20 protein-coding genes and 1 pseudogene are annotated in these 24167 nt (G+C 34.2%); 7 read left to right on the top strand and 14 right to left on the bottom strand.

The genetic code is table 11. The features are described 5' to 3' along the window. Nucleotides 1-47 precede the first annotated feature (47 nt). The gene (locus HNS40_RS08800; protein WP_172279797.1) at nucleotides 48-1457 is read right to left on the bottom strand and encodes a tetratricopeptide repeat protein; all 1410 of its coding nucleotides are present in this window, start codon (nucleotides 1455-1457) and stop codon (nucleotides 48-50) included. Nucleotides 1458-1557: 100 nt separating this feature from the next. On the opposite strand from HNS40_RS08800, the gene glmM reads away from it, so the two are divergent. Then, nucleotides 1558-2952, top strand: coding sequence for a phosphoglucosamine mutase (gene glmM / locus HNS40_RS08795; protein WP_172279795.1), 1395 nt, complete (start codon nucleotides 1558-1560; stop codon nucleotides 2950-2952). 90 nt (nucleotides 2953-3042) lie between these two features. Beyond that, nucleotides 3043-3792 (top strand): DUF3575 domain-containing protein, encoded by a 750-nt coding sequence (locus HNS40_RS08790; protein WP_172279793.1) that lies wholly within the window; start codon nucleotides 3043-3045, stop codon nucleotides 3790-3792. 544 nt (nucleotides 3793-4336) lie between these two features. On the opposite strand, the gene HNS40_RS08785 is transcribed toward HNS40_RS08790, so the two are convergent. Further along, complete coding sequence (locus tag HNS40_RS08785; RefSeq protein WP_216663789.1) at nucleotides 4337-4795, bottom strand: low molecular weight protein-tyrosine-phosphatase; 459 nt, start codon at nucleotides 4793-4795, stop codon at nucleotides 4337-4339. A 94-nt stretch (nucleotides 4796-4889) separates the two neighbouring features. Then, nucleotides 4890-5909 carry a tRNA (adenosine(37)-N6)-threonylcarbamoyltransferase complex transferase subunit TsaD gene (tsaD, locus tag HNS40_RS08780; protein WP_172279791.1) on the bottom strand — a complete coding sequence of 340 codons (1020 nt, stop codon included), beginning with the start codon at nucleotides 5907-5909 and terminating at the stop codon, nucleotides 4890-4892. A 93-nt stretch (nucleotides 5910-6002) separates the two neighbouring features. Between tsaD and HNS40_RS08775 the strand changes: the two genes are divergently transcribed. The 4 genes from HNS40_RS08775 to HNS40_RS08760 all read left to right on the top strand — a co-directional run bounded on the left by HNS40_RS08775 (nucleotide 6003) and on the right by HNS40_RS08760 (nucleotide 13225). After that, nucleotides 6003-10502: a translocation/assembly module TamB domain-containing protein gene (locus HNS40_RS08775; protein WP_172279789.1), complete on the top strand. Its 4500-nt coding sequence runs from the start codon at nucleotides 6003-6005 to the stop codon at nucleotides 10500-10502. A gap of 81 nt (nucleotides 10503-10583) precedes the next feature. Then, nucleotides 10584-12005, top strand: coding sequence for an HD domain-containing protein (locus HNS40_RS08770; protein ID WP_172279787.1), 1422 nt, complete (start codon nucleotides 10584-10586; stop codon nucleotides 12003-12005). Nucleotides 12006-12008: 3 nt separating this feature from the next. After that, the gene (gene miaA / locus HNS40_RS08765; protein ID WP_172279785.1) at nucleotides 12009-12941 is read left to right on the top strand and encodes a tRNA (adenosine(37)-N6)-dimethylallyltransferase MiaA; all 933 of its coding nucleotides are present in this window, start codon (nucleotides 12009-12011) and stop codon (nucleotides 12939-12941) included. 2 nt (nucleotides 12942-12943) lie between these two features. Then, a complete protein-coding gene (locus tag HNS40_RS08760; protein WP_216663760.1) occupies nucleotides 12944-13225 on the top strand; it encodes a Dabb family protein in 282 nt (93 codons plus the stop codon). A gap of 53 nt (nucleotides 13226-13278) precedes the next feature. Here the strand turns inward: HNS40_RS08760 and HNS40_RS08755 are convergent, their stop codons facing one another. From HNS40_RS08755 to trxA (HNS40_RS08735), 5 genes and pseudogenes are all read right to left on the bottom strand, one after another. After that, nucleotides 13279-13971 (bottom strand): DUF554 domain-containing protein, encoded by a 693-nt coding sequence (locus HNS40_RS08755; protein ID WP_172279781.1) that lies wholly within the window; start codon nucleotides 13969-13971, stop codon nucleotides 13279-13281. Between the two features lie 4 nt (nucleotides 13972-13975). Further along, entirely contained in the window at nucleotides 13976-15451 is a 1476-nt protein-coding gene (locus HNS40_RS08750; protein ID WP_172279779.1) for a hypothetical protein, read from the bottom strand. Between the two features lie 67 nt (nucleotides 15452-15518). Continuing rightward, entirely contained in the window at nucleotides 15519-16145 is a 627-nt protein-coding gene (locus HNS40_RS08745) for a WbqC family protein (RefSeq protein WP_172279777.1), read from the bottom strand. Nucleotides 16146-16221: 76 nt separating this feature from the next. Continuing rightward, nucleotides 16222-16578: pseudogene (gene trxA / locus HNS40_RS08740) on the bottom strand (thioredoxin); the annotation flags it as partial. Between the two features lie 67 nt (nucleotides 16579-16645). Next, the gene (gene trxA / locus HNS40_RS08735) at nucleotides 16646-17167 is read right to left on the bottom strand and encodes a thioredoxin (RefSeq protein WP_172279773.1); all 522 of its coding nucleotides are present in this window, start codon (nucleotides 17165-17167) and stop codon (nucleotides 16646-16648) included. A gap of 141 nt (nucleotides 17168-17308) precedes the next feature. On the opposite strand from trxA (HNS40_RS08735), the gene HNS40_RS08730 reads away from it, so the two are divergent. Then, complete coding sequence (locus HNS40_RS08730; RefSeq protein ID WP_172279771.1) at nucleotides 17309-17725, top strand: transposase; 417 nt, start codon at nucleotides 17309-17311, stop codon at nucleotides 17723-17725. Between the two features lies 1 nt (nucleotide 17726). Here the strand turns inward: HNS40_RS08730 and HNS40_RS08725 are convergent, their stop codons facing one another. The 6 genes from HNS40_RS08725 to HNS40_RS08700 all read right to left on the bottom strand — a co-directional run bounded on the left by HNS40_RS08725 (nucleotide 17727) and on the right by HNS40_RS08700 (nucleotide 23985). Next, nucleotides 17727-18650, bottom strand: a complete 924-nt coding sequence (locus HNS40_RS08725) for a ribonuclease Z (protein WP_172279769.1) — start codon at nucleotides 18648-18650, stop codon at nucleotides 17727-17729. 105 nt (nucleotides 18651-18755) lie between these two features. Continuing rightward, nucleotides 18756-20081 carry a 1-acyl-sn-glycerol-3-phosphate acyltransferase gene (locus tag HNS40_RS08720; protein ID WP_172279767.1) on the bottom strand — a complete coding sequence of 442 codons (1326 nt, stop codon included), beginning with the start codon at nucleotides 20079-20081 and terminating at the stop codon, nucleotides 18756-18758. Between the two features lie 2 nt (nucleotides 20082-20083). Further along, nucleotides 20084-21067 (bottom strand): bile acid:sodium symporter family protein, encoded by a 984-nt coding sequence (locus tag HNS40_RS08715; RefSeq protein ID WP_172279765.1) that lies wholly within the window; start codon nucleotides 21065-21067, stop codon nucleotides 20084-20086. Nucleotides 21068-21151: 84 nt separating this feature from the next. Beyond that, nucleotides 21152-22138 (bottom strand): hypothetical protein, encoded by a 987-nt coding sequence (locus HNS40_RS08710; protein ID WP_172279763.1) that lies wholly within the window; start codon nucleotides 22136-22138, stop codon nucleotides 21152-21154. A 145-nt stretch (nucleotides 22139-22283) separates the two neighbouring features. Beyond that, nucleotides 22284-23057, bottom strand: a complete 774-nt coding sequence (locus HNS40_RS08705) for a radical SAM protein (protein WP_172279761.1) — start codon at nucleotides 23055-23057, stop codon at nucleotides 22284-22286. 145 nt (nucleotides 23058-23202) lie between these two features. Next, complete coding sequence (locus HNS40_RS08700; protein WP_216664165.1) at nucleotides 23203-23985, bottom strand: mechanosensitive ion channel family protein; 783 nt, start codon at nucleotides 23983-23985, stop codon at nucleotides 23203-23205. Between the last annotated feature and the right edge of the window lie 182 nt (nucleotides 23986-24167).

The raw sequence follows: 24167 nt of genomic DNA, 5'->3' as shown, positions 1-24167 counted from the left end.
TAAAGATACAAAAAAATCATTTGATGGTATAATGCTTTTATAGAAGATTATAAATCGTGTTTTTTGATTAAATCCACTAAAATGTCATGTTGGTTATTGTTTAATTCGCTTTGAATTAAAGGATTGCTAAACTCTTCTTTATTTAATGCAATAGCTTTCTTAAAACATTTTACGCCCTCTTCTTTCTGACCAAGTTTTAATAAATATAGACTTTTAAGAAAGAGAGCCAAGGCCTGCTTATCAGAATCAGTTTGCTCACTAATAATATCATCGAGGATTCTAATAGATTGCTCCAGGTCGTGGTTATTATAAAGCACAGCCATACTCAGACTATATATTATCTCATCAGGATATTGACGTACAAGTCTGGAGAGTGCCGTATGAGCCAATTTAAAGAAACCCAACTCGTCCAGCTTCAAACTTCTAATGCTCCAAAATAGAGGAAAAGGCTCGTCCATTTCTATGGCAAGGTCTAATTGCTTGAAGGCCTCCTCTTCATCACCAATACTATAGTAGCATCTGGTCATTCCCAATAAGGCTTCATGAAATCCGGTATTGATATGATGTGAATTAGAATAGGCTTCTAAGGCATCATCAAACCTATCCATTTTCTCGTAAGATTCGCCCATGTAATAATAGGTAATGGCATCGGGGGATTCTTTGGATAGGGTTCGTCGATAATAATCAATAGCTTTCGGGTGGTTTTCAAGTCCGGCATAAATATTGGCAATATTGAAAAAGGCGCTGGGCTGATTTTCGTCAATGGCCAATGAAAACTCGTAGGCATCAATAGCTCTTTCATTTTTTCCAAGGCTATTAAATGCAATAGCCAAATTAAACCATGCCGAACGAGAGTAGGGGTGTTTATCCAAGAAATTATTGAAATAATCTACTGATTTCTCAGACTGGTTACTCATTTCAAAACAAATTCCTATTTCATTTAATCCTGCTTCGTTTTCTGGATTAATGGTCACCACCTTGGTTAAATACTCTATGGCTTTGTCATATTGCTCTAAATTTTCATATTCAAAAGCAATATTAGCATATATTTCTTCCAAATCCTGACCACTATTGAGGGCTTTAGTGTACTCTTCAATAGCTTCTCTATATTTCTGTAGATTAGATAATAAAGTACCTCTAATCATAAAATAATCAGCATCGGCGGCAAAACCTTTTAGGTCATCTAATATCTGTAGGCCTTGTTCATCCTGTCCATACATGGCAAATAATTGAGCTTTCTTCAATAGAAAGTCATAATTGCCAGGATGTTGCTCCAAGGCATGGTTTAATACAATTTCTATATTTTCAGTATCATCTTTTTCAAAAAATAAATCAATAAGGGCCTCATATTCATCTACATCAAAGTATATAGTACCTTTAGACTCTTTCATCTGAAAAAATCTCTCTTCCATATTTTGTAGGTCCTCACTTGAAAACTGATCAAATTCTTCGCTCATAAATAAAATTATTGGCCGCAAAATTATGAAAATTGGTGCTACTAAAATGGAAATGTTCTATTTTTGTCGAAAATTAACGCCAAACATCAAAATACTCCTTATGACATTAATAAAATCTATATCTGGTTTTCGCGGAACAATTGGTGGAAAACAAGGTGAAAGCCTTACTCCAGCTGATATCGTAGCCTTCTCTTCAGCCTATGCTCAGTTCATATATAAATCTTCAGGAAAAGAAAAAATAAAAATATTAGTTGGACGAGATGCCCGATTAAGTGGCGAAATGGTAGAAGCATTGGTCAATAATACGCTTGTAGCGATGGGAGTGGAGGTCATTAGCCTCGGATTGAGTACTACTCCAACAGTAGAGATGGCTGTTATTGAATTGCAAGCTCAAGGTGGTATTATCCTCACAGCAAGTCATAATCCTAAGCAGTGGAATGCATTAAAACTACTCAATGCTAAAGGAGAGTTTATTTCAGCTGCAGAAGGAAAAGAGCTGTTAGATTCCATTGAGGATGGTCATGTTGAATACAAAGGCATAGATGATATTGGTTCCATATCTACTGACGATACACAGATTGATAAGCATATTCAAAAGATTTTAGAGCTAGATTTAGTGAATGTGGATGCCATTAAAAAAGCAAATTTCACAGTGGCTTTTGATGCGGTGAATTCTACTGGTGGAATTTCTATACCTCCCTTATTAACTGCTCTAGGAGTGGAAAACATCATCCCAATGTTCGATGAGCCTAATGGCATTTTCCCGCATAATCCTGAACCATTACCAGAAAACTTAACTGCAATCTCAGATGAAGTAGTAAAGAGAAAAGCTGATGTTGGATTTGTTGTGGATCCAGATGTGGATCGTTTAGCTATTATTAGCGAAGATGGTGGAATGTTTGGGGAGGAGTATACATTAGTAGCTGTCGCTGACTACATATTATCTAAGAAAAAAGGAAATACGGTTTCCAATTTAAGCAGTACACGAGCCTTGCGAGATATTTCGAAGAAGCATGGTGTAGAATATAAAGCTTCTGCTGTAGGAGAAGTAAATGTGGTTGAGATGATGAAAGCTACAAATGCTATCATTGGAGGAGAAGGTAATGGCGGAATTATTTTCCCAGAACTGCATTATGGGCGCGATTCTTTAGTTGGAATTGCACTATTCTTAAGTCTAATGGCTGAGAAGAAAGAAAAAGTGAGTATGATTCGCTCTTCTTATCCTGATTATTTTATCTCAAAAAATAGAATCAACCTAGAGCCAGAAATGGATGTGGACGATATTTTAGCTAAGATTGCCAAGAAATATGAGAGAGAAGAGGTTTCAACCATAGACGGTGTTAAAATCGATTTTGAAGATGGTTGGGTTCATTTACGGAAATCGAATACAGAGCCAATCATTAGAATATATTCAGAAAGCAATTCTACTAATATGGCGGAAAACCTTTCTAAGAAAATGATGTCTGACGTAGGAGAAATTTTACGAGAATCTTAAGATACCACTAAATCTTAAAAAAACCATTTGTAATCTGTTATTGTATTACAAATGGTTTTTTTTAACCCTAAAAATTACTAAATTCACATCATGAAAAAAATAAGTCTGTTATTATTAGTATTGTTGTTGGTTAACTTATCATATGGTCAAGCTACATCTGATTCAAGTACCTACAAACAAAAAAAGAATACCATTAGGTTAAATTTAACACCATTAATTATTAATACCAATAACCTGACTTTGGGCTATGAGCGGTTGATAACTCCAAACCAAAGTATGTCGGTTAATTTGGGACTTTTGCTATTTCCACAGTTTCTTTCTGATAAATCAAATGATGTTATTACCACTGGTAAAGGCAATCGCTTGGGCTTTACTACCTCTTTAGATTATCGATTTTATTTATCGAAAAGAAATGCTAGGCAAGCCCCTGATGGAGTATATATTGGCCCGTATATGACCTACTATCGCTATGCTTTTGGGAATAATGTGCATTTTGGTAATTCTGATGTCATTAAAAACGATTTTGACATAGATGCTGCTTTTTCAATGACTAGTTTGGGTTTTGAATTGGGTTATCAATTTGTTTTTTGGGAAAGGTTAACACTCGATATGATATTAATAGGACCTAGTTTTACCTATTATTATGGAATGGTAAAGGTTTCTGGGGAAATAGAGATTGATGAGGAATCGGAAGCTTATGATTATATAAAGGAGCGGATTAAGGAAAAGTATCCCTGGATGAAAACATTTGTAGATATTGATGCTATAAATAAGGGTGGGCGTTTCGATGCTCCAGGAGTAGGATTTAGGTATGTGATTATGGTTGGATTTCATTTTTAAGAAATAAAAAAAACAAACGTTTGCAAATATTGTAAATGTTATAATATCAATTGGTTGCAAAATATTTTTATTAGACTGATTCTATTTTGTTGAAAAAATGGAAAAAGGGTTTTTTTGTATGCTCATATTTCCTAATTTTGCTGCATATTAAATTTTTTGGTTAAATATGGTTTGTATTGAGGCGCAAATAGGTTCATTTGCGCCTTTTTCTATATCAGAGATTTCCTAAACTCCTGGTTTATTCAAAAAAAATTACGAAAGTCTAATCACAAAGCTAAATTATTTCTAAAGCTTTATGGAGATAGGAAAATATTTTATAAGTACTTAGGGCTAAAATAATTACAAAAATAGAGGGTGATAAAAAATAATACTTATGTAGACCTATTAAACACTAGTATTTTATAAGTTTTGTAAATATTTATTAAGAAAATTTAATGTTTTTCCTTGACTCATATAGGATTTGAATGTATATTTGAGCATTAATTTATATTAATATTTTTTGGTTAATTATGGTTTGTGTTTAAAGGTGTGATATTTCACACCTTTAATTTTTAATACCTATTGCAATTTGATCACAAGCCAAAGTCAACATCTGGTAAACTTCTTCAAAACCATTAATACCTCCATAATAGGGATCCGGAACTGGAATATTTTCATTAGGATAAGCCATGTTCATAATCATTTCCACTTTCTCTTCGTCTTGCTCATTTCTGGCCAAAGCTTTGATATTTGTATAATTGCTTTCATCCATAGTGAAGATCAGGTCGAATTTGTCAAAATCGTTCACCTGAAACTGTCGCCCACGAAGCATAGAAATATCGCTTTGATGTTGTTTTAAGGTTTTTTGAGCACGATGGTCGGGAGATTCGCCAACATGGTAGTTTGCCGTTCCACAGCTGTCTACCTGAGCTTCAATATCATACTCACTAATCTTATCTCGCATAATACCTTCTGCCATTGGGGAACGGCAGATATTTCCTAAGCATACCATTAAAATCTTCATCTGTTTTGGGTTTTAGTAATTCTGTTAGAGTGTGGGATGTTGACGCTATCAAAGTCTATTACAATTCGAGCATTCTTTGCAAACGATTTATGCTTTAAAAATTGGATCTAGCATATGGAGTTGCCTTCTGATCAGTAAATTTTCCTTGTTGAAATTTGAATAATCCAGAAATGGCTATCATTGCTGCATTATCAGTAGTAAATTCAAATGCTGGAATAAATGTTTTCCATCCAAACTTTTCTTCACCATTTTTAATGGCAGCTCTCAAACCACTATTTGCACTAACGCCACCAGCAACTGCAATCTGTTTAATCCCTGTTTGCTTTGATGCCAATACCAGTTTTTTCATTAATATCTCAATGATGCTATATTGAACACTAGCGGCAATATCAGCTTTGTTTTTCTCTATAAAGTCATCATCTTTTTTTAATTCATCCCTTAAGAAATATAAAACTGAAGTTTTAAGACCACTAAAGCTATAATTTAGTTCAGGAATTCGTGGAAAAGGAAAAGAAAACTTTTTTGAATCCCCAATTTTTGCTAATTTATCTATAACTGGTCCTCCAGGATATCCTAAGCTCATAATTTTAGCCGTTTTGTCAAATGCTTCTCCTGCTGCATCATCAATGGTTTGTCCTAAAATAGTCATTTTGAAATAATCATCCACTCTAACTATTTGAGTATGTCCTCCAGATACTGTTAAACATAGGAAAGGGAATTCTGGAACATCAATTCTTAGTTCTGGTTTTTGAGCAAAATGAGCTAAAATATGTGCTTGTAAGTGGTCAACTTCAATCAATGGGATGTCTAATCCAAGGGCAAAAGACTTGGCAAAAGAGGTTCCAACTAGTAAACTCCCCAAAAGGCCTGGACCTCTTGTAAAAGCGATAGCACTGAGCTGATTTTTATTTATATTTGCTTCCTTAAGTGCATGATCTATCACAGGTATGATATTTTGCTGATGCGAACGTGAAGCTAATTCTGGAACTACACCACCATATTTGTGATGAACTTCTTGATTGGCAATGATATTGGACAATATCACATCGTCTTTGATGACGCTCGCGGATGTGTCATCACAAGATGACTCAATACCTAAAATGTATGTACTCATGTTATAAAATTTTGGCAAAATTAATACATTCTTTCATTGGTTAAGAGAATTATATATGTACTACTTAGGATTATCCTAATATTTATTCTTAGTATGGGGCTGTTATTGGCTGTACTACAGAATACTAGAGTGCAATCTTTTATTGCCAATGCAGGTTCCTCTTTTTTAAGTGAGAAGCTTGGTGTTTCGGTGTGGATTGATAAAGTACATATTACTTCCTTCTTTAAAGTACGTTTGAATGATGTTTATATTAATGATCATCAAAGCAATCCTATGATTACTGCCAAGCAGATTTATTTTGACTATAATATTTTCCGACCTTTTTTATCAGAAATTCCAATCAACGATATTTTTATTGATAGCGCATTTGTTAACCTCGTTCAATATAAAGAAGACGATGGATTAAATATTAATAGGCTCTTTCAAAGTGAAGTAGATGATAAGGATTCGATTTCGAAAATTGAAATAGCAGACACAATTGCACGAAATCCCATTCAAATTGGTTTAGACCATATTAGAATAGAAAATTCTCGTTTTGTGTATAGAGTTGAGGAGGATACTATAAAAACATTACCTTATATGGATTATCAGCACCTCGATATATCTCAAATCAATATAGAAATTGAAGATATCCATATCGTTGATGATAGTATAATAGGGCATGTTTTGCACTTGAGTGCAAAGGATAGAAGTGGCGTTGTGCTCACTAACTTGGATGGCCAAGCTACTGTAAGCTCTACCCATCTCATCATAGAAGATGCTCATCTACTGACGCCGCGTTCTAATGCGCATCTTGATTTAAAATTTATTTATCCAAGCTGGATAGCTTATCTAGATTTTATCAATGGGGTAGTTATAGAGGCCAATGTTCATCCTTCACAAATCAACATGTTGGATATTGCATATTTTGCTCCAGAAACTCGTGGGATGAACAACCTATTTCGTCTGCAGGGGCGCGTGAAAGGACCAATACGGAATATGAAAGGAGAGAATCTGAAGCTGTCTTTTGGAACTTCCACTTCATTTAAGGGCAACCTCCAAATGACAGGCCTACCAAATATTTATGAGACATTTATTAAACTAAAGATTCAAGATTTATCGACAGATTTAAAAGACCTTCAAAGTTTCAACTTGCCAAATGGCGAGAAGTTAAGTAGTATTCCTCAAGAAATTGAAAAGTTAGGTGATATTAGAATAAAAGGTCGTTTTACAGGTTTTTATAACGATTTTGTATCCAAAATAGACTTGTATTCAGGCATGGGGTTTTTGGCTACAGACCTTCAGTTTACAAATAATACAGAAGAAAAAATCGTTTATTATAAAGGTGATTTTTCTGCACGAAATTTCCAATTAGGTCAGTTTATTGAATTAGAATCCGATTTTGGTAAGATCAATTTTGATTTTAAACTTCGAGGAAAAGGCTTAAACTTAGCTACTGTTGAGTCAAATGTTACTGGTAGAGTAGATAGTTTGAGCTTTCGAGGTAATGAATTACAGACTATTTTTATTGATGCATTTGTAAAGGAAAATCAGTTTGAAGGTGCTTTCCATATTACTGATGAATTAATAAAGACAGATTTTAGAGGTTTGATAAATTTCGATTCTCTTCATCCTGTTTTTGATTTTGATGCCCAACTCAGACATGTAAAACTAGCTCAGCTGGGTTTAATCTCGATAGATACGTCTGCCAGTTTATCGACTAATATACATATGAGTTTTACTGGTAATGAAATAGATTCCTTCCTTGGGAATATAAATATTGATTCAACTGATTTTTATTATCTAGGTGAGAATTATTCTATGGATAGTCTTTATGTAATCTCTAAAATAGATGAAGATTTAGAGGAGGCTAAATCTATTAAAGTGAGCTCTGATTTCTTGAATGGAGGTTTATATGGGGTATATAATTTAGCTAGGTTTCCTCAAGCCTTTGAGAAGTTTACAAGAAATTATATGTCAGATTTCGAGATAGTTGAAGAGGAGTTTGATGAGTTGATAAAAGAAGATTTTGATTTTGATTTCACTGTTTCTAATACTCAGGTATTAACGGATTTATTTGTTCCACAATTATATATTAAAGATAGTATTAATTTAAAAGGTTCTTTCTCCTCCGAAAATCAAATTATTAATATTCAAACCTCTTCTAGTGAGTTAAAAGTAAATGATATTCGTTTTGTAAGCCCAACATTTAACCTTTATTCAGATACCGAAAATGTCTTTGCCATGGCTTATGTAAATGAATTGGTTTTAAAAGAACCCTCAGAATCAGATACTCTTAAATTAGGACTAGATCAATTATTATTAAACGTAAAGCTGAATCAAGACAGTGCCTTTTTTAATATCAATTGGTATAATTTAAATACAGAAGCATTGAATAAGGGTAAAATTAATGGTTTAGCTGCTTTGAAAAATACGGATAAAATTGATGTTTTTCTAGAAAATGCAGATATGGTGATTTATGATTCAGTTTGGAGTACCACCAATAATGGTCATTTGACATTGATTGATAATGATTTGGTATTCGATAGCTTAGAGTTTCGGTCTGCCCACCAAAGCGTATTAATAAATGGTGCTATCTCTGATACCCTAGATGAGAGCTTTTTAATGCAATTTAAGAACTTTAATATTTCTACTCTTAATATTCTCACCGCTCAAGCAGGACTCGCATTTAAAGGCTTTTTAACGGGAAGCTTCGAATTGATAGATGTTTATAATAATATCAATTTCTTAGCCAACTTGAAATTAGTCGACTTTACTTTAAACGAGGAGCATTTAGGAGATGCTGAAATCAAATCTACGTGGAATACAGATCGATCTGTGTTTTTAAATATCAACTTGGAAAAGCAAGGTAGCAAAGGAAGTTTTAAGCCTCTTTATCTAGAAGGTTTCTATTATCCAGAAGAGATAGATAATCAGATAGATATGGATGTGTCTGTTCATAACCTTAGCATTAATTTTCTAAATCCTTTTTTAAAAGAATTTGTATCTGATTTGGAAGGAAGAGCTACTGGTGAAATTAGGTTGAAAGGAAATTTTTTAAAACCAAACTTATCTGGACGTTTAGATTTAGCACGTACTCAATTTAGAATCAAATACCTAAATACTTTGTACTCATTATCCGGAACTTTGAATTTGGACAATGAAATGCTAGGCTTTAACGAAGTGGTTTTATTTGATACGGTGGGTAATAAGGCAGTATTACAAGGCGGACTAAGTCATGAACGGCTTCGTAATTTTGGAGTTAATTTAAAAGTGAAGCCTATCAATTTTGTGGCATTAAACACTTCAAAAGGAATGAATGAGTTGTTTTATGGAAAAGCTATAGTGGATGGTGAAATTGCCATAAGTGGACCATTCGACAATGTATTTTTAGATATAGATGCTACCTCAAAAAACGGAACCAATATCAGTATTCCTATAAATACATCTCTTGGCGTTTCTGATAATAGCTTTATTGTTTTCAAAAATAGTAAAGATACCACAGAGGCCCAAAATGCAAAACAATTTAAGCCAAAGTTGTCATCATTTTCTTTGAATATGGATTTATCTATTACTCCGGAGGCTAATGTGAATATTTCACTTCCTTCACAGTTGGGCCTCATACAGGCTCAAGGTTCTGGCGATTTAAACATGAACCTTTCTAGAACTGGAAATTTTAGAATGTCAGGTGATTATAGAGTGTCGAATGGGGTATTCTTCTTTAAAATTCGAAACTTGTTGAATCGTAGATTTGTACTCAATGAAGGAGGAACCATTAGCTGGACTGGTGACCCATATAATGGTACCTTGGGGATGACCGCAAAATATACGGTAAAAACTAGCCTAAATAGTTTGGGCTTAGATCAAGATTCCTCCTATAGAAATAGAGTTCCTGTGGATTGTATGATTGGGCTTACTGGTCCTATTATGAATCCAAATGTGAAATTTAGGTTCGACCTTCCGAATTCTACTGAGGAAGTAAAACAATATGTTTTTACTAAGATTGACACAACGAATCCTTCTGAAATGTCACAGCAGATGCTGTCGCTTTTAGTACTCAATACTTTTAGTTTTACAACTGGAACTGGGAATAGTGATTTAGCCAATACTGTAGGTGGGACATCCTTGCAAATTGTTGCTAATCAGGTAAGTAACTGGTTGTCGCAAATTAGTAAAGATGTGGACATTGGTATTAATTATCGGCCTGGAGGGGATTTGACCAATGAAGAAGTAGAAGTTGCATTAAGTACGCAGTTATTTGATGAACGCGTAACTATAGATGGGAATTTTGGCTATCAGAATGTGCAGGATAATCCCAATACAGCAAATACTTCCAGTATAGTGGGAGATATCAATGTGGAGGTAAAAATCACTAAAGACGGTAGACTTAGACTGAAAGCTTTTAACAGAACCAACACTGTTGACTTATTGGATAATACTTCGCCTTATACTCAGGGAGTTGGTATATTCTATCGCAAAGAATTTAATAATTTAGAAGAGCTGTTTCAAAATCAGAAGCGAAGAGAAAGAAAAAAGCAAGAAGAAGAAAAGAATAAAGCGGAATTGAATGCCGTGAAAAATGAGGAGGATGGAGTAAAGGAAACTCCTCAATAATTAGGATTCTATTATAGAATCTATACGAAATCAATCCCCAATGTTTCTTACTTTTGCAAATTATATTAATACAGATATCAAGTGGTTCATCAACAACTCGAACATAGCATCTTTAAAACCATTGCAAAATCGGCTTCTCAGTTAAATGTAGAAGCCTTCGTAATTGGAGGATTTGTCCGCGATCTTTATTTAGGTCGACCTTCAGAAGATGTAGATATTACCGTAATCGGAAGCGGAATAGAACTGGCAGAAGCCACAGCTAAAGAAATAGGGGAGGACATTAAAGTCAAAGTCTTTAAAAACTTTGGAACCGCCATGTTTAAATACCAAGACGATTCTAAGAAATTGGTGGTGGAGTTTGTGGGAGCTCGACGAGAGAGTTATCGAAGGGATAGCCGAAAACCCATCGTGGAAGACGGTACACTTATTGATGATCAGAACCGTAGAGACTTTACTATAAATGCCATGGCTTTTCGCTTAAGTGAAGAAAATTATGGTGAATTGGTAGATCCTTTTAATGGAATCTCCGATTTAGAGAATAAAATCCTAAGAACGCCTCTCGAACCAGATGTAACCTATTCTGATGATCCTTTAAGAATGATGCGAGCCATTAGATTTGCTACCCAATTGGGATTTAGAATAGAAGAGGAATCTTTTAATTCTATTATTCGAAATGCGGAAAGAATAAAGATTGTATCTAAAGAAAGGGTGATGGATGAGATGAATAAAATCATTATGGCTGATAAACCTTCCGTTGGTTTTAAACTATTAGATAAGAGTGGCTTGTTGAAATATATCTTTCCGCAATTGTTATTGCTCAAAGGTGTGGATATCAAGAATAAGGTTGGTCATAAAGATAACTTCTATCACACATTACAAGTCTTAGATAATATCGTTCCCAATACCAATGATTTGTGGTTGCGCTGGGCTGCTGTATTGCATGATATAGCCAAACCCGCCACAAAAAGATTTGAGAAAGGAAATGGTTGGACTTTCCATGGGCATGAATTTCTGGGCGCTAAAATGGTTCCGAAAATCTTTGCACAGCTTAAATTACCATTGAATGAAAAGATGAAGTATGTTCAGAAATTGGTGCGACTTCATTTACGACCTATAGTTTTATCTCAAGAAATTGTGACAGATTCTGCTGTACGACGCCTTTTATTTGATGCTGGTGATGATATTGATGATTTAATGACACTTTGTGAGGCTGATATTACTTCAAAGAATCATGAGAAAGTAAAGAGATATTTGAATAATTTTCAGATAGTGCGACAAAAGCTGGTAGAGATAGAAGAGAAAGATAAAATGAGAAACTGGCAGCCTCCGGTGGATGGGGACTTGATTATGGAAACCTTTGATATAAAACCTTGCCGTGAGGTTGGAATTATCAAAAATGCCATTAGAGAGGCTATTCTTGATGGTGATATTCCCAATGAATATGAAGCCGCTTTTCAGTTTATGATTCAAAAGGCTGAGGAATTAGGCTTAAAGAAGAAATAAACCATGAAAGCTCCTCAGAAACAGCTCCTCATTATTGCTGGACCTACAGCAGTGGGTAAAACTCGTTTTGCTATAGAACTCGCTCAACTTTTTTCAACTGAAATCATCTCTGCTGATTCACGACAGTTTTATAAAGAAATGTGTATTGGTACAGCCGTACCCTCCTCTGAAGAATTAGCAGGAGCTCCTCATCATTTTATTCAGAATATCAGCATCGCAGAGCCTTATAATGTTCATAAATACGAAATGGAAGCTCTTACTAAAATCCACAAGCTTTTTGAGAAGCAAGATGTGTTAATTGCGGTAGGAGGCTCTGGCTTATATTTAAATGCATTGGCTTATGGTATAGATGAATTACCTGATCCATCAGAAGAAACCAGAACATATTTAGAGGAGGTTTTTCAAAACGATGGAGTTGAAGGATTGAGGATGTTGCTTAGAAAATATGATCCTGAGTTTTATAAGCAAGTAGATTTGCAAAATCCAAACCGGATAAAAAGAGCTTTAGAAGTATGTTTAACTACTGGAGATAAGTATTCTAAGTTAAGACTTGGAACCAAGAAGAAACGCGGGTTTGATATAAAATGGATTGGTTTAAAGCAGGATAGGGCCAAACTTTACGATAGAATCAACCTTAGAGTAGATTTAATGATTACTGAAGGGCTTTTAGAGGAGGTCAAACAATTATATCCTCGGAAAGATTTAAATGCATTGAATACAGTTGGATATCGTGAGTTTTTTAAATGGTTAGATGGAGAGGAGACCTACGAGTGGGCTGTGGATAAAGTAAAAACCAATAGCAGAAGATATGCTAAGCGCCAGATGACTTGGTTCACCAAAAATGAAGATATTGAATGGTTGGATATGGATGATTTAGCCGCAAAAGAAAAATTATTTACTCATCTTAAAAATACAATCTCATGCTCCAACATATAGTCATGATGAAATTAAAAGCAGTAGATGCTGAACTAAAACAGGAAAGATTAGAAAAACTAGCATCGCTTTTAAACGACTTACAGAATCACATTCCTGCGTTGCAGAAAATGGAAGTGGGATTAAACTTTTCTACTCGTCCAGCAGCAATGGATATAGTTTTGAGCTCCAGCTTTAAAGATGAAGCAGGACTGGAGGAATATAGAGTGCATCCCGAGCATCTCGAGGTTCTAGCTTATATCAAAGAAGTAGTAGAAGAATCTAGAGTAGTTGATTATTGGGTTTAATGCGAGAATTCGAATATTCAACAATTGTCACAATAAAGTATTCAATCATTATATTAAAAAGAAGGCATAAAGCCATATAACCAGAGAATCAGAGGAGCGAATAAGAGTGCTGGCAATAAGTCTACGATTTTAACTTTGGTAATTTCAAGAAGATTGAGTCCAAGAGCGAGTAAAATAAGTCCTCCTACCGCACTTATTTCTATAATATAGATCTCAGGAAGAAAGGAGCCCAGCCAAGCTGCCAATAAGGTGAGTCCACCTTGGAAGATAAGCAGAGGAATCACAGAAAACATTACCCCTAAACCAAAAGCCACAGTGAGTGCTATACTCGAAAATCCATCCATAAGAGATTTAATCAATAAAAGTTGAGGGTCTCCGTTCATGCCCTCCTCCAAGGCACCAATAATGGTCATGGAGCCAACACAGAAGAGTAAAAATGAAGTGATCAATCCTTTAGAGAAATCCTCGTTTTTTCCGCCCACTTTAGCGCTTAATTTGTCACTAAGGCTTTGTACATAATCATCAATTTTTAATGCTGTCCCAGCAATTCCGCCTAGAATTAAGCTAAAAACCAAGACCAAGAGATTTTGACTTTCTAAGGCCATCTTCATTCCTAAAACCAAGGTGAACAAGCCCATGATCTGGAAAGTGACTTTCACCAATCTATCTGGAAGGCTTTTGTGGATAAGTAATCCAATACTACTTCCAATAATGATTGCAATTATATTTACTAAGGTTCCAGTCATATTATTACCAAAGTTTCTCATCGGCTACAGGTACCCACTGATAAGCACCTAAATCGGGTGTTTCACCTCTTTCTATGCCATCTAAATCAATGGTGTTTCCCATAGGTATTCCTAGTGCTTTTACAGGAGAAAGAGAATCAATATGATAATCGTTAACATTTGAGTTTACGAATATGGGATCCTTATTGAAAATACAATTGGTGAAGTATTCGTCGTTGGTATTAGGTGTTTTTAGAAGGCTATAATCGAAGTTATAATTGAATAGGGAAGTACTTTCAGGATATTTGTCAAGAAGAATTTCATTTTCTAGGCTTCCATAAAAAATACAATCACCGAAATAAGCATTCTCTAAATCACCGGTATAAACCAATTGCTCATTGCCATTTTGTAGAATGAAATAGTCTGAAATATGTAGTAATGGGTCTTTTCTCACATCATATCCCCAATAATTGGCAAAAGTGGAGTTCTTAAACTGATAAGAGCCACCAGTAGTCAAATTCAAAAGGCTACTTCCTGCATTGGCTACTATCACATTATTACCTTCTATCTGATAGAATCGTGTAAAAATGCCCCAGCCTTGCATATTTAAAATCTGAGTGTTATTCAGAACTAATGTATTGCCTAATCCAGTTCTTAGTGTTTCTGCTTGAATTCCGATAGTTCCATTTTTAATAATGGCATAATTAAATTCAGAGTTTACATCGCTTTCATTAATCCATATCCTATCCCATTGAGCTGGAACATCTTGGTATTCTTGCTCTAAACGAAGGCCTTGAAACATGACAGGTTCTTCTAAACTCCCATTCACTTGTATGGCTCCATATCTATAAATCCACATCCCAGCATTATTATAGAAGTGAATTTTACAACCAGCATCTATAGTTAATGAAGCAGCAGAATCAACTACACCATAACCAACAATCACATAGGGTTTGTCATTGGTCCAATGTATATTTTCACCTTCTTTTGCAATGTATGAAAAAGGAGGAAGGCCATTTAAGTGTTGATCAGCAACAATAAAATGTGCATCTTGTCCCCAAGCTACCAAATCTACATCTTGTACATTTCCATTGGTCTCAAATATCACTGAATCCTTCACTACTAGAGGTAGATTGTCATTTACAGGATCTACCGTTACCCTGACGAAGACGTATATGCTATCATTTCCGCCTATTTCTATATTACTGACTGAAGTTCCAGAAGCTCCATCAATATTTATATTATATGGCGAATTACTACCCCCAGCTAATTTTACTCGGCTTATGACAACACTATTCTCATTGGGGTTGTATACCATAAGTCTCTTTGTAACAGAACCCATTGTGGTGAATACTGTATCAAACAAGACTGAATCTGTTGAAAAACTTAGTTTGTAAGATGGATCCGAACTAATGGTTTCATCTTTTCTGCAGGAAGTGAATATAACAAGAGCTAATAAGGCACTTATCATAAATATATTGAGTGTTTTTTTTGTCTTCATAATTGGAGCAAAGTTAATCTTATTCTTTATACGTGAAAAGCCTTTGTTTATTGTGTAGAGGCCGATTTTATTTGTCTATTTCATCGAGATTAATACTTTCTAAATATAGTATACTTTCAGGGCCTAAATTAAAGAGCAAGTCAAGGATGGAAAGGTTGGGGATGAAGCCCAATTTATCATCGAAGGTTTGGTAGTATTTAGGGAATTTTATTTTTAAATCTTTCTTTGGATGAATATCGAAGCGTAAATCTACTTTTCCACTTTCTATGGGAGCAAAGTCATGGGTATACTTTATTTCTATATCCAGATTCATTAAACTGGTTAAGTCTTTTATAATAGTCTCGTTTAACTCAATCAAGCTTGAATATTTTTTTTTAAGAAGCTCCTCTATATCATCTTGGTAGTAAAGAAAGAAGGGGGAGGAGTCGTAGGCAGTCTTTATGCTTTTCCAATGTTGCCATTGCCATTTTTGTTGATCTTCAAATCCAATATTTTCAGTGATGGTTTGATTGCCATTGGGCTTTTTTACTGGAACTGAAAGATTCATGATCCCAGTTGCTGTTGCTATTTGGCAACGATTACGATAGGTTTGTTTGGGATAGGTTTCTTTGGCATCAATAGAAATGTTTTTCTTTTGATGAAGATAGGCCATCCAGATTATGGGTGGAAAATATGCTGTGGATAATACGTTCATAAATCAAATAAAAAAGATGTGGCGAAATTAATAGCCACATCTCTTATATACAAATATATTTTAAAATCTTAAAGTCTTATGCTTCAGTCTTTTTCAATAATACATCGTTAATGGCTTGTATTAAAGATTCCTTAGGAAGAGCTCCTTGAGCCATTTGTGGTTGTCCATCAGCAGGGCAAAATAGGATAGAAGGGATGCTTCTGATTCCAAAAGCTCCAGCTAATTCTTGTTCAGCTTCTGTATCTACTTTATAGATATCAATTTTCCCTTCGTATTCTTTACTTAATTCATCCAAGATTGGAGAAAGAACTTTACATGGCTGACACCAATCAGCATAAAAATCTATAATACAAGGTTTATCACCTTCGAATTTCCATTCTTTATTTTCTTCGAAATTAAATACTTTGGCTAAAAATGTTTCTTTTGTTAAATGTTCCATTACTTATTGTTTATATTTTTTATAATTTATTTTCTTATTTATTTAGTCTTCTTTCAGACTATTATTTTGTTTCTTCTTTCTTATTTCCTAATAAGAAGTCTTCAAAAATATCTTTATATTGTTGCTCACTCATTGCACCGGCTTGCATAGCAGGTTGGCCTTCTTTTGGGATAAATAATATAGAAGGGATACTTCTGATTCCAAAAACTGATGACAATTCTCTATTATGATCTGTATTTATTTTATAAATAACAATTTTGCCATCATATTCCTTAGCTAGTTTTTCCATAATTGGAGCTATCTTTTTACAAGGGCCACACCAATCTGCATAAAAATCTACCACAGCAGGAATATCGCCTTTGAATAGCCATTCATCAGGATTGGCATCATAATTCCAAACTTTTTCTTTAAATGCAGTTTCGTCTAAAACGATTACTTTATGGTCTTCAGGAGAAGGATTTGTTGGTTTGGCATCAATATTTAGAGTTTCACCATTACTATTTTTTTCTGCTGCCGTGCTATCACAGCTTATACTCACGAATCCAAAAAGTGCTGCAAGAGCAAATATTCCTACTTTCTTCATTATCAATATGTTTTTGTTGTTTTTTTAAGTTTTTGCAAAAATACTAAAATTATTTTAAATCGCTTTAATACCACTTTTTTCTTAGTTCAATTATGATGCCATGATTTTTTTTATTAATTTTGCCGACAATATGTCAGTATTATGATGCCAACTTTTAAAAACATGAGTCATGAGCAGTTTGATAAGCATTTTTCCACAAAGGAAGCTTGTTTAGCTTATCTGTCTGAGCAAAAATGGTCAGAAGGATTTGTCTGTAAAAAGTGCGGGCATACAAATAGTTGCGATGGAAGACAAGCATATTCTCGACGCTGTACCAAATGTAAAACTCAAGAATCGGCTACTGCAAATACCGCTTTTCATGGTTGTAAGATTTCTCTTCCCGAAGCTTTTAAATTAGCATTTTTAGTTTGTCAGAAACCTGACATTTCTTCCCATGAAATCAGTCGGATAATGGAAATTCGTCAAATGACTTGTTGGAAATTTAAGAAAAAAATAACGGAATGTATTGATGGAAAAGGTGAATTGAATGTATTTCGTAAGGTAGAGTTCAATAAATAATCTAATCTTCTCTTATATTTATAGTATCATTATCGTTAACCAAAATAGTTCCAGGGTGAAGTGTTTCCATTTCATCTTTAAACTCCGTTAAATCTCTATATCGGGCCGAAAAATGTCCAACCATTAATTTTTGAGCATCAGACTCTTTAGCCAATTTGCTGGAGTCCTCTGTTGTCATATGGAATTTATTAGTAGCGACTTCTTGTAGGTCTTTCATAAAAGTACACTCTGCATAAAGCAATTCTACCCCCTTAAAATAGTGGTGTAAGTTTTCGAAATACTTGGTGTCGGAACAATAGGCATAGGAGCGAGGAGCAGGAGCTTCATTTGTGATTTCGTCATTCGGGAGAACAGTTCCATCATCGAGTATATAATCTTCACCTGACCTTATTTTATTAATTTCATCGATACTTGGCTTGTACTTTTTAATGATGGTTTTTTTGATATTTGGGAAGGATTTTTTTTCTTGAAATAAGAAACCACAAGTTGGTACTCTATGTTCTAGAGGAAAACTATAAATTTCTAATTTCTTGTCTTCAAAAATCAATTCTTTTTCTTTCAAATTGATCGGATGGTATATGATTTCAAATTGAAGTGCTGTTTCTGATATTTCCAATTGTATATCTATAATTTCTTTAATTCTTAGGTCGGAATAAATATGAAGTTCTTTTGTTCTGCCAAAAAGATTTAAACTGCTTATAAGACCTACTAATCCAAAGAAATGATCTCCATGCAAATGACTGATGAAAATGTGGTTGATTTTGGACATTTTAAGTCGATTACGGCGCAGTTGAATTTGAGTTCCTTCTCCACAATCTACCAGATAATACCTCTGATAGAAATTGACCAATTGACTACTGGTATTTCTCCTAGAAGTGGGTGAGGCAGAGCTGCTTCCTAAAATGGTAACCGAAAAATTTTCCATAGTTTATGCGAATGTGTTCACAAAAGTATGCATTTCATTTACTTTAAGCCTTTATAAAATTGTTTGAAAATGTTAATTATTTTGTATTACTGTAATTTAGCTCTGCTACAACTCTTGAATTAACAATTTAATGCTATTGATTAGTTTTTCTATGCCTTCAGCTTTTTTAGAATTAAACATTTTAAAGATGAAGATTTTAAAAATTCCATAATAATTTCTGAGCCAATTTACATTGAGCAAGATGAATATTAGGGATATTGAATAAGCTATGAAAAAATAAAATAAAGAGAAGTCATCATAAAAAATATTTAGAAGAATAGCCTCAATAGTAAAGGTGATAGGTAGAATAATGAAAGCCAGTACAAATCTAAAAGTACTATGAAACTGTTCGTCTCCAATAAATTTAGAGGGTAGGTGCGAGAGTAATTGAGTGGGTAAGTGTAAAAGTGCAGAAGGTAATAGTAAAGGTAATAAAATGATAAACCTTAAGGTATTTAATAATAGTTTTGTGATACTATATTTAGGCCACAAAGCTTTTTGTCTTTTATTGAATTTAGAAGATAGCTTAAGAAAGTCATTGGTGTTTTTAATCAATTCTTCAAATTTTTCTGATTGAGATTCGCTCAATGACTCGAGCTTATTTAAGAAAACTTGCCCAACTAAAATTCTACTTGTACCTTTTTGTGGAAAGGGGATTTCTTTGGCATAGGCGGTCATTAGGTATTCTACTGCATTATAGTTCTCATCATCTTCTATATGAATCATATTTTCTTTTAATGATTCACTCATTTTATCTCTTATCTGATTTAAAGCAATAGCAGGCTTCTTTTTGTATTCCTCATAATAGTCAGCTAAATGAATGGGATGGCCAAAGTTGATAGATAAAGTGCTCTGACATTGGGTGTAATTGCTATAACTTATTCCTACAGGAATTAACTGAATTCCAAGTTTGAAATCATTAGCTTCTTCTGTTTGCATGGCAATTTTAGCAAATCCTTTCTTTAGAGGAAGAAGGCTTTGCTTATCAGTATGTGTACCTTCTGGGAAAATAGTAATACCGAGGTTCTTCTGCAATACTTCGCTAGTTTTCTTGAAAGTTTCTAAATTCTTTTTTACTTCTCCCTGTCCATCTCGCGGGCGATAAACGGGTAAGATTCTAAGGAAATATAGTATTTCAGCAACAGATTTTTTCTTGAAAATATCAGCTCTAGCCAGAAAAACCACTGTCCTTTTTACCGAGAACAGTAAAGCCAAGGCATCCATCAAAGCATTTTGATGATTGGGCGTAAAAACTATAGCTCCTTCAGCAGGAACCCGGTCTTGGTTGGTGATTTCTATCTTTTGATGATAATATAGTTCATGCCAGAATTTGATAGTATTCCAGAGGAGTTTATATCTAAAGGATTTTTGGTCAACTTTATTGATACCCATTCTTAGTCTTTATTTAGTAAAGGTTTTCTCAAACCGAAAAAAGTAAACGAAGTTCCCCATACGCTTGCAAGGGTCAAGCCTGCGATCATATGCCAAATTCCCCACCAGGCAGCAATGATGGCCATTCCACCTAATTCTAATTCTGGAGGAAATATTTTGGGATTAAAGATTAATACCAAAGCTAATCCCGAGTTTTGAATTCCTGTTTCAATACTTACACTGCGTCTATTTGGCTTTGAAAGCTTGAATATACTAGCTAATCCATAACCGCTGGTTAAAGCTAAAGCATTATGGATAAGGACGATGATAAAGATGTATTGTATAGAATTGGTAAAATGAGAAAAGTTTTTGGCTAGTGCTAAAATGATAATAGCTGTAAATATGATAATGGAAAGCTTTTTAATAGTTCCCGTAATCTTGTTAGTGAAATCAGGGAATTTATGATTGATTAAAATCCCCATAAATAAAGGTAATCCTAAAATGATAAATATGGTTTGGAAGACTTGAAAAATATCTATTTCCAATGGTCTGATTAGATTTCCTGCGTTATGGTTTTCAAAGAAGTTGATGACCATACCACCCCAAAAAGCAAAATTTAGAGGAGTAAATATAATAGCAGAAACAGTTGCAATTGCAGTTAAACTCACTGATAGTGCAATATTTCCTTTGGCCAATGAGGATATAAAGTTTGAAACATTGCCACCAGGACAAGCCGCCACCAAAACCATTCCTAGAGCCATACTAGGTGATAAATAGTCTTTGAGTAAAATGATGAGCAAAAAGGTAAGTGCGGGTAAAAGTAAAAACTGTGAGATAACACCAATAATAGCTGGTTTTGGGGAATATAGGATTTCTTTAAAGCTCTTGAGTTTTATCTCCAAAGCCACACCAAACATAACAAAACCAATGGCAATGTTGAGTGCATGAAGGCTTGAAGGACTAAAGTTTAATCGGATGTGATCTAGTGCTTCGAGTGATTCTGTCATAAATATTAGGTCTAAAAACAGATGCAAGATAGCAAAAAAAAATAAATTGATGATGAGTTACTAATGCTAAGCAAATCCCAAGTGTTAGTAATAATGAGTATTAACTTGGGGTTGCCAGTATTTTCGATAGTCTTCGTCGTTTTTCCCTTTGCAACAGGCTTCAAAAATACATTGTTGGTGCTGATCAAGTTCTACTGCTAATGCCAATGTACAAGGTGCTTTTTCGCAACTCCCTTTTTGACAGAGAGCTTCTTGGTTACAACAAGAACGTCCCATTGTGTAAAAAACATCATTCATCTTAAAAACTGAGTAGCCAGAGTGTTGGGCTATCTGTTTCATGGCAGAAATACAGGCTACTCTTAATTCTTGTTCATTTTGCAATCTTAGCTTGTTTTGTAAAGCAAATTTTAAGTCATTATCTAAAACTTCTACACATCCTGTTCGCAACAATACCCTTTGCATGTGATAATCCATTATCGGAATCAAATCTTGATGATTAGAGAACTGTATCAATTTTGCATCCTCTAAGAGTTTCATTAAAAAACTTGTTTTCTTTTGTAAATGATCAGAATAAGCCACGGTATGTTTTAGCTTTTTATAGAAATAGTTAGGAACTCCATTCGATTTTTGAATATACTCTAAATGTGATAAACCAGAGTCTTTTATAAGTTCTGCCATATGAATCCAAAAACTACATCTTTCTTCAATATTATCAAGTGTACATTGTTCTGCAATGTTTTGAGGAGCGAAGAAAGGACGGATTTCTTTAGCGAGCTGAGCAGTGGAAAGTTGGACGAGATAATCAGCTTCTAAAAGTTGAGGTCTGTTTTTGGCAATATCAATAAATCCATATTCTAAAAAATCCCAACCATATAGATTCAGTTCTGGATTTGCCAAGTGATAAGTCTGGTGGCAAATTCCAACTGCATAATAATACATGGCTGTTTTGAGCTCATCAGATACATTAATAGTTAAAAAGTCTCTTTCTAAAAAGCTTTCCTTAAAATCTAATGCGGCAATAGTTTTTCCAATATTCTCACATTGATAGGATTCAATAAGTACTTTTTTCATGCACTCAATATTTTGTTTTAATTACTGGATGTATTGGTGATAGAAGGATAGAACAGACTGAAATCACTCTCTCCTTCATTTACCAATTCATTCATTAAATCCTTCTTTATATCCTTAATTTATTCATAAACCCACTCATTGATTATTAATAAACATCAGTTTTAATTCCAATGGCTTCTACTTTGGCTGCTATTCGTTCTAGCGTTTCTTGACTAACTTTTTCTAAGCTTTCAGCAGGAGTGTCTCTTTCAATTGGATACAACATCACTGATTCAGGTTGTATTTCTTTTAATAGTTGAAGCCAAGCATTTACTTCTTCCTCAGTAGTGTTGTCAAAGCTCTTACCATTATGACTTCCTCTTATAAAAAGAGTTTGAATAATCAGGTTTCCTTGGAAGCTTTTTAAGTAATCCACAATTTTGTCAAACTTCAAATGCTCCTGAGCCATATTGATCAATCGATAAGTTTCTTCTGTTCCTGCATCGAGTTTTAGAATATTCTGGTCAATCTTTTTTAAAGCGTCAGTAACTTTTGTTTTGTTGAGCTGAGAAGCATTAGAAAGTACCGAGATGTTAGCTTCTGGCATCCATAGGTTTCTGAGTTCTATAGTATCATCAATTACTTGGGCAAAATCTGGATGAATAGTAGGCTCTCCATTTCCTGCAAAGGTAATGGAATTGATTTCCTTACCTTGATCAGCATATTCTTCCAATACTTTTTCAAGTTCATTTTTTACTTCTTCAGTTGTAGGTAGTTTTATTTTTTTGTCCGCTTTTAAGGTCCAACCACATTCACAATAAACACAATTAAAAGTGCAAAATTTATAATCGGTAGGCAATAAATTAATGCCCAAAGAAACCCCTAATCTTCTGCTAGAGACAGGACCAAATATGATTTCGTTAAAAAGAAAAGTTCCCATGTTATATTTTTTTGCAAAGTAAAGAAAAACAAAGAAGCCAACACATTATTGTGAAGGCTTCTTTATATAATTATTTGTGAAAGTCTGAGATTATTTAAAACTAAAGTCTTTTTAACTTCTAGCTTCAATTTTCCAGTTCCTATTATTACTTCGTATCTTTATCAAAATGAACATCCATTTGTGGGAAAGGAATAGTAATTCCTGCCTCATCAAGAGCTAATTTTATTTTTTCATTGATTCCGAAATATACATCCCAATAATCTGCTACATTTGCCCAAGGACGAACAGCAAAATTAACGGAGCTATCTCCTAATTCGCTAACTCCAACAAAAGGAGCTGGGTCTTTTAAAACCTTTGGATGGTCTTGAAGAACCTTCATTAATACATCTTTAGCATCTTTAATATTTGATTCGTAAGAAATACCAGCACTTAAGTCTACTCTTAACTTACCTTCGGTGGTATAGTTAATGATGCTATTTCCAGCCACTGCTCCATTTGGTACGATGATGGTTTTATTTTGAGGATTTAAGAGGATGGTATTGAAAATCTGAATTTCTTTTACCACACCTAAATGTCCTTGGGCTTCAATAAGATCTGTTACCTTGTAAGGTTTAAAAATAAGCAGAATAATACCTCCCGCAAAGTTTGAAAGACTTCCTTGTAATGCTAAACCAATAGCTAAAGTAGCTGCTGAGAATATAGCAATAAATGAAGTTGTTTCTATTCCTATCATTGAAGCTACGCTCAAGAATAAAAGAATCTTTAAGACCCAACTGATAAGATTGATTACAAATGGAGCCAGAGTTTGATCTGTATCTCCTTTATTCATTCCTTTAGAGGCTACAGCAACTAATTTTTTAATGATCCAAAGACCAATCATTAAGGTTACAAAAGCCAAAAGTAATTTAGGTCCATATTCCATAACCATTGTCATAGCTTGGTCATTAATCTTATTAATGTCAATATTATTTAATAGGGTTACCCATTTAGTTCACAAATAGTTGTATATGAGTATATTATTTTGTAAATTGTATTCAAATTCAGGAACGATGAGGATACTAAAAAACATTGATAGACAGACGTTTAAAGAAAGATTTACAACAAAAGAAG

Source organism: Lentimicrobium sp. S6, from assembly GCF_013166635.1.
Classification (GTDB): domain Bacteria; phylum Bacteroidota; class Bacteroidia; order Bacteroidales; family UBA12170; genus UBA12170.
The sequence above is the reverse complement of the archived record's forward strand: the minus strand, read 5'-3'. Positions and strand labels throughout refer to the sequence as shown.